Genomic DNA, 13,359 nt, shown 5'->3' on the forward strand with positions numbered 1-13,359 from the left:
GCAAGCTTCGCGGTAAGGTTCTTCGCTGCCTGGTGCCCGCGACGCGGGAGAATCGGGAACACGGTTGAACTCCGTGGCGTGCCCAACGCTGTGAGGGGGACCGCGCCGGCAAAGCCACTGTCGATGACGGGAAGGCGCCGGATGCGGGAGGATCCCGAGCCAGAAGACCGGCCCGGCAGACATGGTTTTCCGCTTGGTCAGGCGGGAAACTGCTTGTCGCAAGGGGAAAAGCGATGACGGCAGCAGCGATCGCCGCGGGCGGCGACGACTTTGACCAATTGGCGCGCGACGCGGTCTATCGGGCGATGTTCACCAGGCGTGACGTGCGCAGCCATTTTGTCCCCGACGATCTCGATGACAGCGTGTTGGCGCGGCTCATCACCGCCGCGCATCATGCGCCCTCGGTCGGCTATATGCAGCCGTGGAACTTCATCGTCATCCGCGATCCAGGCAGGCGGCGGGAGGTGCGCGACCTGTTCCTCGCCGCGCGCGAGCAGGAGCTGCCGGCGATCGAGGCGGAACGGCAGGCGCTATACCGCAAGCTTAAGCTCGAGGGCATCTGCGAAAGCGCGCTCAATCTGTGCATCACCTGCGACCGGCAGCGGTCGAAGGATTCGCCGCTCGGGCGCTGGCACAATCCGGAGATGGACCTCTACAGCACCGTCTGCGCGGTGCAGAATTTCTGGCTGGCGGCGCGGGCCGAGGGTGTCGGCGTCGGCTGGGTCAGCATCATCGAGACGGAAGCGCTGAAGCAGCTCTTGTCGATCCCGGAACATGTGACGCCGATCGCCTATCTCTGCGTCGGCCGCGTCTCAGCCTTCGCGCCGAAGCCCGATCTCGAGGCGCATGGCTGGGGCAAGCGCCTGCCGCTGCCGGAACTGGTGATGAGCGAGACTTTTCGCGGCGCCGGCGAGGCGCCGCTCAAATCGGCGATAGAGCATTATGGCAAGTTGAAGATCATGTCGCGCGGGTGATCCAAATTTGCCGTGATCGCGACACGTGCGCGTTCACGCCGGCGTTGCCGTCCAAGCGCCTATTTCCGATCGTCCCATCAACGTGCCGTCTTTGCCTATCTCCGAAAGGATACGCTCCGCGAGCACCGAGGGCTCGATTTGCGAAGCTGTCACGATCCCGAGCCTTTCCATGGTCGGCAATTGTGTCTCGACAAGATCGGTCACAAGATGCACAACGTCGACGGTTCGACGTCCGGACGCAATGACCGCCTCCAATCTCAGGGTCGGCGCAGGCAAGCCAGCATCTTCAAACACGCGGGCGAGCCGCGCGCCAAGGCGCACCTGCGCGCCCGCTCTCTCGATAGTGCTGCTGAGCAACCCGCACACCTGATCGTAGGTTGGCGACGGAGGCGATGAACGCGCTCCATCCCAGTCAAGCTCATGGAATATAACGATCCCACCTGTTCGCAAATGGCGGACGATCCGGCGAAGCGATTGCGCCGGATCGGGCATGAACTGGAGAACGTAACGACCAACTATCGCATCAAACGGTTCGTCGAATTTCATTTCGGCCGGGTCGCCGTGCCTGAAGGCGATTCTATCTGACCCGGCATTCTTGGCGCGCAGTTCCGCCTGCTCGACAGCTACCAGGGCAAGGTCCGTACCCACGACTTCTCCGGTCGGCCCAACGAGTTCGCCACAAAGAAACGCGACATCGCCTGCCCCGCTGCCGATATCGAGGATGCGCATGCCTTTGGCGATCCCCGCTGCTTCCAAGAAGCGGCGTGTGATCGGATCGATCAACCGCGCCTGAGTGACAAGACGTCGCAGTTCCGCCTCTGCATGCCCCAGCGCGTAGTCGACATCGCTCATCGAATTCCTCCAAATGGCCAATTCTAAGCGCAGATCATGACGTTTGGTCTGTGAGGCGCCAATATTCTGCCTTGGCGCGACGAAGCTTTCATGAAGATGGCCCGGGCGGTAAAGTCCGGTTTCTCGACTTGCCTCAGGCTGCGGTCTTTGGAGCCTCCCAGCGCGAGCCGCCGCCGAAGGAGCCCAGCGCCTTGTCGCGCAGTTCCCTGAACTTGGACGAGGCCTCGGCCAGCCGGTGGTCCCATTCGGGATTGGGCACCTGGCCCTCGATGGCTTCGAAATAGACCTGCATCAGCGATGCAATGGCGAAGGGCTCGATGAAGGCCGCCTTGAAGGCCCAGGCAAAGACGATGGCCAGCACGAAAGCCCAGCCGGCAAGCTGACCCGGCATGACCCAGAGGATCGCGGCCGCGGGCGCCAGCATCAACAGGAAGATGACGAAGGACACGCCCCACATGATCGCCGCCAGCCAGACGGCGTTCTTGACCATGTGCTTGCCGTTCTGGGCGTAGAGGACGACACCTTGCCTGGCCGTCTCGAAGGGCGAGTTCGAATTGATGCGGATGTTGTAGCCGAGGATGATCTCGTCGACATAGGTCAGCGAGATACGGATGACGGTGTTGATGAAGCCGACCAGGCCGCTCAGGCCCGGGATCGGCAGGAAGGCGGCTATGCCGCCGATCAGGCCGGTGATGGCGCGGATGGCGCCCTTGACCAGTTGGTCGACGACGAAAAGGATGTTGGCCTCGGCGAAACGCTGGGTGACCACTTCCTTGGCATAGGCGATCTGGTTCTGGCCGTCAGGGACATCGTGGCCGTCGATCAGATGCACCATGACGGCGATATGGCCCGCCTTCAGCACGTAGAGGATGTATTCGCGGATCCAGTAGACGGCGATCGACACGACGCCGAAGCCGACCACGCCGCCCCAGAGCGCGAAGGACATCGGGCCGTCCGGATCGGTCGAGATGTGACCGACGCCGTAGCCGACGCTGGCGCCCGTGCCGGTCGCCATGATGTAGGCGACCGTGATGCCGAAATAGACGATCATGCGAAAGACGATGAACGGCCATGTCCGCATCATGATGGACACCGACTTGGCGATGCTGAAGTCCCACATGCCCCGACTCTCCACACCCCCGCGCATGATCCCGAAAATCGGAATCGATTTCGGGAAGGGCCATGCGCTGAATCAAAGTTTTTACAGCGTCCTTGCGCGTTCAAAGAACGCGCGGCGCTGTAAGAGTTGGCGGTGGAGGATGCGCTCGCCCTATTGATTGTCAATCGCGGCGGGGTTGTGCCGGTCGGAAAGCGGTGCACAACCCGGTGGCTTGGTTACCCAAGCGTGCCGTCAAACCCTCTTGCGCAAGCCTTCGAGCAGTTGCTTGAACGCCGCGATCGCCTTCTTCGACGTCGCTTCGGGATCGTTCGAATTGGCGATGCGCTGCGCGGCCTGGCTGCTGGCGCCATTGATCAGCCGTGAGGTCGTCTCGGGATCAAGCTCTGGAACGACCACCTCCTCGTCCTGCAGCTTCGTCAGATGGTCGGTCATCGAGGCGATACAGGCGCTGGCATTCGGCCACTGCGCCGGGTCGCCGAGCACCGCCGGGCCGTCGCGGAACATGATGCGCTGGATTTCCGGCTCCAGCGCCATTTCGATATAGCTGGTGCATTCATCGACGAAATGCTGCCAGCGGGTCGGCGCCTTCGAAGCCACCTCGTTCACCCGTACAGCCATTTCGCCGTCGATCTCGGCGATCACCGCCTGCAGCAGCCCCTTCTTGTCGCCGAAATGATGGTAGAGCGCGCCGCGCGTCAGGCCGGCCGACGCGGTGAAATCGTCCATCGAGGCCTCGGCGTAGCCGACCGTGCCGAAGGCGTGGCGGGCGGCCGCGATCAGCTTGGCGCGCGTTTCGGCGATCATCTCCTTGCGCGGTCTGTGCATGGCTCTGGCCCTACTAACATACGCCTCGTATGCCAATTGACATACGCAGCGTATGAACTATCTCACATTCATACGCAGCGCATGTAGTTTTAGTATGCAACCTTGTCGAGGAGCAGGATCATGCGAAACCCCTATGCGGACATCTTTCGGGCTCCCGGCACGAAAGGCTTTGCCGCGGCCGCCTTCATCGCGCGGCTGCCGATCGCCATGGCGCCGATCGGCATCGTGGCGATGCTCTCGCAGACGCATGGCGAATATTGGCTGGCCGGGGCGGTCTCCGCGACCTACGCCCTTGTGAATGCTGTTTTGTCACCGCAGATCTCGCGATGGGTGGATCAGCTTGGCCAAAGCGCGATTGCCCTGCCGACCACGCTTGTCTCGGTGCTTGCCTTCACGACATTGATCGTGGCGGCCAACCAGCACTGGCCGGCCTGGACCCTGTTCGGGTCGGCGCTGCTTGCTGCCGCCATGCCCAACATCCCGGCGCTGGTCAGGGCTCGCTGGACCGAGATTTTTCGCGATCGTCCCGAGTTGAGCACCGCCTTCGCGTTCGAATCGGCCGCGGACGAATTGGTCTATGTCGCCGGAGCCTCGCTGTCGGTGGGCTTGAGCGCGGCTCTGTTTCCCGAAGCCGGCATGGTGGTCAGCACGTTGCTGCTCGCGCTCGGTTCGGCGGCATTCCTGCTGCAGCGCTCGTCCGAGCCGCCGGTACGTCCGGCGGAACATGGCGCGGCCGGTTCGGCGATCCGCCTGCGGCCGGTGCAGATCATCACCTTCGCGCTGATCTTCGTCGGCGCGACCTTCGCCACCACGGAAGTCACCACCGTCGCCATCACCAAGGCGCTCGGTCAGCCCGAGGCTGCAAGCCCCGTCATCGGCGTCTATGCGCTTGGATCCTTCGTGCTCGGCATCATCGTCGGCGCGCTCAGCCTGAAGGCGCCGCTGCAGCGGCAACTCGCGGTCGCGGTCACGGTGATCGCGCTCACCACCCTGCCATTGCTTTTCGCCGACACGGTGCCGACGCTGGCGCTGGCGGTCTTCGTCAGCGGCGTCGCGATCTCGCCGACCTTCATCACAGCCTTCGGCCTGATCGAGCGCCATGTGCCGCCGGCAATGCTCACCGAAGGCGTCACCTGGGTAACCACCGGCATCGGCATCGGCATGGCGCTGGGCTCCTTCGCCGCCGGCTGGATGGTCGACAATTTCGGTCCGCAGAACGGGTTCTGGGTGTCGGTGGCGGCCGGGGCGATCGCGCTGGCCACCGTGCTTGCCGGGCAGTGCCGGCTGGCGACGGGTGATTGCGACGCGGACAGGGGCGAAGCGGTGGTGCCTGCGGAGTGACGGAACGAAGCGTCCGGTACTCGTTTCGCCAGCGTTCGGAATTGGCCGAGACCCTCGCGACTTCGTCATCCACGGGCGGAGCGACGCGAAGCGGAGCGCAGACCCGAGGAGCCATTCCGTGTCCTTGATCGTAGAACGCTACGGAGCAGAATTCTGGACCGTTGCGACGCGTCGAAGTCACGGAATGGATCCTCGGGTCTGCGCGCGTCGCTTCGCTCCTTGCTTCGCCCGTGGATGACGACGTCGCGGAGGCTCCGGCCAATCGCCTCCGTCGCGGAGGCTCTGGTCAATCAGCAACGCCGGCGGGGCTGCCGCCAGGACCTTCGGCGCCCCGGCAGCCTAAAGAATCTCGGTCTTGGCGATGTGGATGCCAAAGCCTTCGAGGCCGACATAGTGGCGCTCGCGCGAGGCGATCAGGTTGATCGAGGAGATGCCGAGGTCCTTGAGGATCTGGGCGCCGAGGCCGATCTCGCGCCATTCGTTCTCGCGGCGGCGCGCTTCTTCATGATCTTCGCGCTCGCCACTCACAGGGCGCTTGCGCTCCTGGTGGGCGACGCCGACCGAGCCTTCACGCAGATAGACGATGACGCCGCGCCTGCGCTCGCCCATCGCCTTCATGATGCCGTCGAGGCGATGGCTGGTGCCGAAGACGTCGGTGACGACATCTTCCGAATGCAGGCGCACCGGCACGTCCTCGCCGTCACGAATATCGCCGAAGACGACCGCGACATGGTGCATGGAATCCCAGGGCAGCGTGTAGGTGAAGACCTGCGCCTTGCCGCCGGGCGTGTCGATGTCGGAGCAGGCGACGCGCTCGACCAGCGTTTCCTTGCGCTGGCGGTAGGCGATGAGGTCTGCGACCGAGACCTGCTTCAGGCCATGCTGTTCCGCGAAGGCCTGCACTTCAGGGCCGCGCTTGACCGTGCCGTCGTCGTTGACCAGTTCGGAGATGACACCGACCAGGGGCAGGCCGGCAAGCTTGCAGAGGTCGACCGCGGCCTCGGTGTGGCCGGAGCGCATCAAGACACCGCCTTCGCGCGCGATCAGCGGGAAGATGTGGCCGGGACGCACGAAATCGGACGGGCCGACATTGCCGTTGGCAAGGTTGCGTACGGTGAGCGTGCGGTCGTCGGCGGAAATGCCGGTCGTGGTGCCGTGCTTGAAATCGACGCTGACCGTGAATGCGGTGGTGTGGGCGGAGTCATTGTCCGCCACCATCGGCGCGAGGTTCAGCCGCCTGGCATCGTCACGCAGCATCGGCGTGCAGACAATGCCGGAGGTGTTGCGGACGATGAAGGCCATCTTCTCCGGCGTGCAGTGGACGGCGGCGACGATCAGATCGCCCTCGTTCTCGCGCCCGTCATCGTCCATGACGACGACGATCTCGCCGCGCTCGAAGGCGCGGATCGCTTCGACGATCTTCTTCTGGTCGTATGGCATTGGCGCTCGCTTCGCTCGCAGGAATTAGGCAGTAGGCAGTAGGCAGTAGGCAGTAGAAGAAAGAAAACGGCTGTGTCGGGCGGTCTACTGCCTAATCCCTACTGCCTACTGCCTTCCCTGTCTGTCCTCTGTGCCGCAGATAATGATCGGCGACCGCGCAGGCAACCATGGCCTCGCCGATCGGCACGGCGCGGATGCCGACGCAAGGGTCGTGGCGGCCCTTGGTCATCACCTCGACATCCTTGCCGTCCTTGTCGATCGACTGGCGCGGGGTCAGGATCGACGAGGTCGGCTTGACGGCGAAGCGGGCGACGATCGCCTGTCCGGTCGAAATGCCGCCCAGGATGCCGCCGGCATTGTTGGACAAAAACACCGGCTTGCCGTCATTGCCCATGCGCATCTCGTCGGCGTTCTGTTCGCCGGTGATGCGGGCCGCCTCGAAGCCGTTGCCGATCTCGACGCCCTTGACGGCGTTGATCGACATCAGGCCCGACGCGATGTCCTGGTCGAGCTTGGCGTAGATCGGCGCGCCGAGGCCCGGCGGCACGCCATCGGCGACGATCTCGATCACCGCGCCGACCGAGGAGCCGGCCTTGCGGATGCCGTCGAGATACCGGGTGAAGACAGGCACCGAAGCAGGATCGGGTGTGAAGAAGGGGTTTTCGGCATCGCCGACGAAATTCCAGTTCCAGTTGGCGCGGTCGATCGATTTCTCGCCCATCGAGACCAGCGCGCCGCGCACCGTCATGCCGGGAACTATCCTGCGCGCCAAGGCGCCCGCCGCCACTCTGGCCGCCGTCTCGCGCGCCGAGGAACGGCCGCCGCCGCGGTGATCCCGCAGACCGTATTTGACGTCGTAGGTGTAGTCGGCATGGCCCGGCCGGTACTGGCGGGCGATCTCGCCATAGTCCTTGGAACGCTGGTCGACATTCTCGATAAGCATCGAAACCGGCGTGCCGGTGGTGATCATCGTCTCGCCGTCCTCGTCGAGGATGAAGCCGGACAGGATCTTGACCTCGTCCGGCTCGCGGCGCTGGGTGACGAAGCGCGACTGTCCAGGGCGGCGGCGGTCGAGCTCGGCCTGGATATCCTCGCGCTTGAAGCGAATGCCGGGCGGGCAGCCATCGACAACGCAGCCGAGCGCGGCGCCGTGGCTTTCACCCCAGGTGGTGACGCGGAAGAGATGGCCGAATGTGTTGTGTGACATGGAAAACGCCCTGCCCGGCGGCGGAGCCGGCAACCTGAAGTGGTGCAGCATCCCCTGCGCATCCAAAAGCACGCGCGGCGCTGCCGGCTTGCCTTCTATTGGCGTTTTCCACAGTGGTCAAACGGCTGCATCAAACTGTGATCTGGCGGATTTAGTTTTGACACATTCGGTTGGTTTCTGCTCTCTTCCCATCCGCCGTTGAGGATCCGCCGCTGACCAGCCGGCGCAATGACCAAAGAGGACGACGATGCGTACCCTGATTGGCGCCGCCTGCGCCATGTTGCTGATTTCCACCGCCGCCGCGTTCGCCGGCCAGACCGAAGGCCTGATCAAGAAGGTCGACAAGGACACGCTGACACTGACGCTTGACGACGGCAAGGCCTACAAGCTCAACGCCGAGACCGATATCGACTCGCTGAAGCCCGGCATGGACATCGTCATCGCCTATGACGTGACCAATGGCGAGAATGTCGTGACGGACATGCAGTTGCCCGACAGCGACCAGAATTAGCTTTCGAGTTGGAGGCTGAAGCGTCCGTGTTTCGTCATTCTAGGGCGAAGCAAGGAGCGTAGCGACGCGCGCAGACCCTAGAATCCATTCCGTTACGTCGACGCTTTGCAACGGTGCAGAACGAGTTCTCTTCTGCACCGTTTTTACCATTTGACCTAGGTCGCGGCATGGATTCCAGGGTCTCCGCGACGGAGCTTCGCTCCTGCTTCGCCCTAGAATGACGAAGCAGAGGCGTCTTCCTCACAACCACTCCAAACTGCGGCCTTCCAGTCGCAGCAGGCGGTCCTGCGGGACGTCGAGACCGGCGGCTTCTTGCTTGGAAAGGCCGGCGACGAAGCGGAAGAAGCAGCGGATGACGCCGCCATGGGTGACGCAGACGGTCGGCTGACGCAGCGCGTCGAGCCACGGCTTGATCCGGTCGAGCAGCATCTCGTAGCTTTCCGCGCCCTCGCCTGGCGGCTGGAAATCCCACTTGGCGTGGCGGCGGCCGTCGGTTGAACCGGGGGCGCGTTCCTCGAGCTCGGCGAAGGTAAAACCCTGCCAGTCGCCGAAGCTTATCTCCACCAGGCGCGCATCGGTGCGGTAGGCGGAAGGATCGAGCCCCATCGCTTCGCGCATCAGCTCCATCGTCTCGCGGGTGCGCCGCATCGGGCTGGCGACGAAGTCGAAATCCGCAGGATTTCTGACGAGCTCCGCCAGCCGCTGGCCGTTGAGCCTCGCCTGCTCGCGGCCAAAGTCGTTGATGTCGGTGTCGGCCTGGCCCTGCAGGCGGTGCTCGGCATTCCACTCGGTCTGGCCGTGGCGCGCGATGTAGACGAGCGGGTACATCAGGTCTTCCGTAGGTCGGGCCAGGGCCTGGACGGATGATAAGCGGAGGCGATCAGTCCTTGACGGTCGAGATATCCGGCGCGTCGACCGCCTTCATGCCGACGACATGGTAGCCGGAATCGACATGATGGACCTCGCCGGTCACGCCGCGCGACAGATCCGACAGGAAGTAGACGCCGGAATCGCCGACCTCTTCCTGCGTCACCGTCTGCTTGAGCGGCGAATTGTACTCGTTCCACTTCAGGATATAGCGGAAGTCGCCGATGCCGGAGGCGGCCAGCGTCTTGATCGGACCGGCCGAGATCGCGTTGACGCGGATCTTCTTGGCGCCGAGGTCGACGGCGAGATAGCGCACGCTCGCTTCGAGCGCCGCCTTGGCGACGCCCATGACGTTGTAATGCGGCATTACCTTCTCGGCGCCGTAATAAGTCAGCGTCAAAAGCGAGCCGCCATCGGTCATCAGCGGCTCGGCGCGCTTGGCGATGGTGGTGAAGGAATAGACCGAAATGTCCATGGTGCGCAGGAAATTGTCGCGCGTCGTCTCGACGTAGCGGCCGGTCAGCTCGTCCTTGTCCGAGAAAGCAATCGCGTGGACGAGAAAATCGAGCTTGCCCCAATGCCCGGCGATGTCGGCAAAGACGGCGTCGAGGCTTTCCGGGTCGGTCACGTCGCAATGGCCCGCGACATGCGCGTTGAGCTCGGCCGCCAGCGGCTCGACGCGCTTCTTGAAGGCCTCGCCCTGATAGGTCAGCGCAATCTCGGCGCCATGATCGACGCACGCCTTGGCGATGCCGAAAGCGATCGACCGATTGTTGGCGACGCCCAGGATAAGGCCCCGCTTACCGGCCATCAGGCCCTGTCCACCTGCCATGTGCAAGCTCTCCGCAAGAATATCTGCTTTGTGGAGAGCCCTATCGCACAGGCACAAGGCCCCTTCAAGCGCCCAAAAGACACTGCAACAGGAACAAAATTCCGCCGATCAGCCTTTTTGACGGCGCATAAGGGCCTCAAGCTCGGCATCGCCGCCTTCCGGCAGCATCAGCCGCACATGGGCATAAAGATCGCCATGGCCGCCCGCCTTTTCCGGCAGGCCCCTGCCCTTGAGGCGCAGCACCTTGTCGGAACTCGACCATGCCGGAACGTTGACCGCGAGCTTGCCGGTCGGCGTCTCGACCGCCACCTTGGCGCCGAGCACGGCGTCGGCCAGATCGACAGGCAGATCGACATGCAGGTCGCGCCCTTCGATGCGGTAGCGGGCGTGGCGGCGGATGTGGATCTTGACCAGCGCGTCGCCCGGCTGGCCCGGGCCCTGCTCGCCCTGGCCCTTCAGACGAATCGTCTGGCCGTCCTCGACATAGGCCGGCAGCTTGACCGCCACCTTGCGGCCGTCCGGAAACATCGCCGTCACCTTATCGGCGCTGGCTGCCTCCTCGATGCTGATGTCCATGGTGACGTTGAGGTCGGCCGCCTGGACCGGCTGGCGGCGATCGCCCCGGCCGGCGCCGCGGGCGCCGGAAAAGGCATCGCCGAATATCTGGCTGAAGATGTCGCTGTTGCCGTCGAACGGATCGCCGCCCGGGCGCCCGGTGCGGAATTCGAAATGCGCGCCGCCCGGGCCCTGCTGACGGCGGAAACCGGCGAACGGGTCGCCGCCGGCCGCGCCTTCAAAACCCTGGAATTTCGGCTTGCCGTCGGCGTCGATCTCGCCGCGATCGTAGGCGGCGCGCGTGTTCTCGTCGCCGACGATCTCGTAAGCCTGGTTGGCGGCCGCAAAACGGTCCTTCGCCTTGGGATCATTCGGATTCTGGTCCGGATGATGCTTCTTGGCGAGCTTGCGGTAAGCCGATTTTATGTCCTTGGCCGATGCGTTCTTGGCAACGCCCAGCACCTCATAGGGGTCGCGCATGCTTCCTGCCTGCAAGAGAGATTGAATTCACGGGTCGCCCCCTATATGCGCTCGCATAGGAAGAAATTCCAGTGGCGCAAGGGGAATTGGCGCCCGAAAATCAGAGTGCCCGAAATCAGAGCGCCTTGAATTCCTGCATGCGCCAGCCGCCGGCGCCGGCCAGGCACAGCTCGCCCTTGTAGAGGGCAACGCCGTCGAAGCTCTCGCGCGTGGCGCTGAAACGGCGACAGGTCAGGCCGCCATCCTTCAGTTCCACCAATCCGGTTATTGCGCCGCGCGAGCCGGTGTCGGCATTGGCCCATGGCACGGACTGGCCGCCCAGTTCCTTGATGTCGGCGGAGGAAACGGCGTTGCCGATGGTGGTCTGGTCGGAGTCCTTGTCGGCCGCCGCAGGAGCCGCGGGCGAGGACGGCGCGCTGGAGGTGATGATCGAGCGATCGACCTCCGCCTTTTCCAGGCTGAACCCGCCGGCGCCGCAGGCGGCAAGAGGAAGCGCCAACGTCAACAGCGCAGCCTTGGCACTGGCCGAAGCGATAACGCTCCATTGCCCGCTGTCAAAAGCTTGCGCGATACGCGACAATCGGCGAACTCCTCCCGCAATATTAAAAATTTGGAAAACTATGAACGAAACCGAGTTAACAAGCAGTGACTTCACAGAGGCTGCGGAGCCGTTCCGGCTCTTTGCCGCATGGCTGGAGGACGCAACCAAAAGCGAGATCAACGACGCCAACGGCGTCGCCCTGGCAACCGTCGATGCCGACGGCATGCCGGATGTGCGGATGGTGCTGCTCAAGGGGTTCGACGAAAAGGGGTTTGTCTTCTACACGAATTTCGAGAGCGCCAAGGGCCGCGAGATTCTTGGCAGCATGAAGGCGGCGATGTGCTTCCACTGGAAATCGTTGCGCCGCCAGGTGCGGGTGCGGGGGCCGGTGGAGATCGTCAGCGACGCCGAGGCCGACGCCTATTATGCGACCAGGCCGCGCGGCAGCCGCATCGGCGCCTGGGCCTCGAAACAGTCGCGGCCGCTGGAGGGCCGCTTCGCGCTGGAGAAGGCGGTGGCCGAATACACGACGCGCTACGCCATCGGCGAGATTCCGCGGCCGAAGCACTGGTCGGGCTTCCGCATCATGCCGCAAACGATCGAGTTCTGGCACGACCGCCCGTTCCGCCTGCATGACCGGGTCGTCTTTTCGCGCAACGCGCAAGGCGGTTGGGACAAGGTCAGGCTTTATCCCTGAAGCACTGTGGCATTGCCCCTATGTGTTGCCAGCCGCCTGCGGCACATTGAAGGGCGTGATGATCTGGATGTTGGCCATGCCCGAGACCGGCGATTTCGGCAGCAAACCATGCGCGCGCATGACATGCAGGCAGGCGTTTCGCATGTCGTGGCCGAGATCGTGATGCAGCACGGCGCTGACACGTCCGGCGCGTAGGAGCGCGAGATTGTCGGCGTCGAGGTCATGCCCGACAAAGGCGCGGCACGTGCGGCCGAGCGCGGCGAAGGCTTCGACGATGGCACGGTTGCCGCCGCCGATCGAATAGACGCCGGCAATGTCGGCGTTAGCCCGCAAGGCCGCGAGCGCGAGCATGCCGGTGTTGCGGTCGAGGCCATGGCCCTCGCTGACCTCGACGATGCCGAGCGCCGGATAGCGCTCGCGAAGCGCTTGCCGGAAGCCTATCTCGCGCTCCTCCTCGCCGCGAAACCGGTTGCTGCTGATGGTGACGAGGATGCGCGCCGGTCCGCCGCCAAGCCACTCGCCGAGAAGATAGGCCGCGGTCTCGCCGGCCGCCCGATTGTCCATGCCGACATAGGCCTGTCGCCCGGTGTCGGGAAGATCCGTCACCAGCGTGACGACGGGGATGCCGGCGGCGACGAGCCCGGCCGTCGCGCTCCTGACCTCCGCGACATCGGGCGCCTTGAGGAACACGCCGTTGCTGCCGCGCCGCCGCAAGGTCTCGATGATGGCGACCGTGTCGCCGACGCCGCGCGTCTCGGCGACATGGTAGCGGGCGCGAAAGATCACCGGCTGCAGCGACGGCATCGCCTGCTCGAGCCCCTGGCGCACCGCCTCGCTGAAGCGCGACGGCGCTTCCATGACGACGTCCAGGACAAGCTTGCGGCCGGAAAGGCCGATCTGGGCGCGCTGCTTTTCAAGCTCGCCGATAGCCTGCCTGACCCGCCGTACGGTGTGCTCGCGCACGCCCGGCCTCTCGTTGAGGACGCGGTCGACCGTCGCCAGGCTGAGCCCGGCCTGGAGAGCGATATCCTTGACGAGAAAGGGGCGAGACATCTTCTGAGGTGTTTTTGAGGTGTTTTGGAGGCAACCGGCGCCGCAGATTGCGGTATACAGCAAC

At 64.2% G+C, this 13,359-nt stretch carries 14 protein-coding genes and 1 riboswitch; of the genes, 4 read left to right on the forward strand and 10 right to left on the reverse strand.

Annotated elements, in window-relative coordinates; all coding sequences use genetic code 11:
* The first annotated feature begins 13 nt into the window (after window positions 1-13).
* Window positions 14-191, forward strand: a riboswitch (cobalamin riboswitch).
* 42 nt (window positions 192-233) lie between these two features.
* On the forward strand, window positions 234-974 hold the full coding sequence (gene bluB / locus FJW07_RS15335; RefSeq protein ID WP_140857328.1) for a 5,6-dimethylbenzimidazole synthase: 741 nt from the start codon (window positions 234-236) through the stop codon (window positions 972-974).
* Between the two features lie 33 nt (window positions 975-1,007).
* On the opposite strand, the gene FJW07_RS15340 is transcribed toward bluB, so the two are convergent.
* The 3 genes from FJW07_RS15340 to FJW07_RS15350 form a co-directional block, all read right to left on the reverse strand.
* Window positions 1,008-1,826, reverse strand: a complete 819-nt coding sequence (locus FJW07_RS15340; protein WP_140857330.1) for a methyltransferase domain-containing protein — start codon at window positions 1,824-1,826, stop codon at window positions 1,008-1,010.
* 133 nt (window positions 1,827-1,959) lie between these two features.
* Window positions 1,960-2,946, reverse strand: a complete 987-nt coding sequence (locus FJW07_RS15345) for a hypothetical protein (protein WP_140857332.1) — start codon at window positions 2,944-2,946, stop codon at window positions 1,960-1,962.
* A gap of 231 nt (window positions 2,947-3,177) precedes the next feature.
* Window positions 3,178-3,771 (reverse strand): TetR/AcrR family transcriptional regulator, encoded by a 594-nt coding sequence (locus FJW07_RS15350; protein ID WP_140783434.1) that lies wholly within the window; start codon window positions 3,769-3,771, stop codon window positions 3,178-3,180.
* A gap of 120 nt (window positions 3,772-3,891) precedes the next feature.
* Here FJW07_RS15350 and FJW07_RS15355 point away from each other — a divergent pair, with 120 nt between their 5' ends.
* Complete coding sequence (locus tag FJW07_RS15355) at window positions 3,892-5,112, forward strand: MFS transporter (protein ID WP_140857334.1); 1,221 nt, start codon at window positions 3,892-3,894, stop codon at window positions 5,110-5,112.
* Window positions 5,113-5,451: 339 nt separating this feature from the next.
* Here the strand turns inward: FJW07_RS15355 and ribB are convergent, their stop codons facing one another.
* Both ribB and aroC read right to left on the reverse strand, forming a co-directional pair.
* Window positions 5,452-6,552, reverse strand: a complete 1,101-nt coding sequence (gene ribB, locus FJW07_RS15360) for a 3,4-dihydroxy-2-butanone-4-phosphate synthase (RefSeq protein WP_140857336.1) — start codon at window positions 6,550-6,552, stop codon at window positions 5,452-5,454.
* Between the two features lie 91 nt (window positions 6,553-6,643).
* Window positions 6,644-7,759: a chorismate synthase gene (gene aroC / locus FJW07_RS15365; RefSeq protein ID WP_140647259.1), complete on the reverse strand. Its 1,116-nt coding sequence runs from the start codon at window positions 7,757-7,759 to the stop codon at window positions 6,644-6,646.
* Between the two features lie 247 nt (window positions 7,760-8,006).
* Between aroC and FJW07_RS15370 the strand changes: the two genes are divergently transcribed.
* Entirely contained in the window at window positions 8,007-8,270 is a 264-nt protein-coding gene (locus FJW07_RS15370) for a DUF1344 domain-containing protein (protein ID WP_041002438.1), read from the forward strand.
* A 240-nt stretch (window positions 8,271-8,510) separates the two neighbouring features.
* Here the strand turns inward: FJW07_RS15370 and FJW07_RS15375 are convergent, their stop codons facing one another.
* From FJW07_RS15375 to FJW07_RS15390, 4 genes are all read right to left on the reverse strand, one after another.
* On the reverse strand, window positions 8,511-9,098 hold the full coding sequence (locus tag FJW07_RS15375) for a histidine phosphatase family protein (protein WP_140857338.1): 588 nt from the start codon (window positions 9,096-9,098) through the stop codon (window positions 8,511-8,513).
* A 52-nt stretch (window positions 9,099-9,150) separates the two neighbouring features.
* Entirely contained in the window at window positions 9,151-9,969 is an 819-nt protein-coding gene (gene fabI, locus FJW07_RS15380; protein WP_140647257.1) for an enoyl-ACP reductase FabI, read from the reverse strand.
* Between the two features lie 108 nt (window positions 9,970-10,077).
* Window positions 10,078-11,004: a J domain-containing protein gene (locus FJW07_RS15385; protein ID WP_140857340.1), complete on the reverse strand. Its 927-nt coding sequence runs from the start codon at window positions 11,002-11,004 to the stop codon at window positions 10,078-10,080.
* Window positions 11,005-11,119: 115 nt separating this feature from the next.
* Window positions 11,120-11,584 carry an RT0821/Lpp0805 family surface protein gene (locus FJW07_RS15390; protein WP_140857342.1) on the reverse strand — a complete coding sequence of 155 codons (465 nt, stop codon included), beginning with the start codon at window positions 11,582-11,584 and terminating at the stop codon, window positions 11,120-11,122.
* Window positions 11,585-11,624: 40 nt separating this feature from the next.
* On the opposite strand from FJW07_RS15390, the gene pdxH reads away from it, so the two are divergent.
* Complete coding sequence (gene pdxH / locus FJW07_RS15395; RefSeq protein WP_140857344.1) at window positions 11,625-12,242, forward strand: pyridoxamine 5'-phosphate oxidase; 618 nt, start codon at window positions 11,625-11,627, stop codon at window positions 12,240-12,242.
* 18 nt (window positions 12,243-12,260) lie between these two features.
* On the opposite strand, the gene FJW07_RS15400 is transcribed toward pdxH, so the two are convergent.
* Entirely contained in the window at window positions 12,261-13,295 is a 1,035-nt protein-coding gene (locus FJW07_RS15400; RefSeq protein ID WP_140857346.1) for a LacI family DNA-binding transcriptional regulator, read from the reverse strand.
* Between the last annotated feature and the right edge of the window lie 64 nt (window positions 13,296-13,359).

Source organism: Mesorhizobium sp. B3-1-9 (genome assembly GCF_006439595.1).
GTDB lineage: Bacteria > Pseudomonadota > Alphaproteobacteria > Rhizobiales > Rhizobiaceae > Mesorhizobium.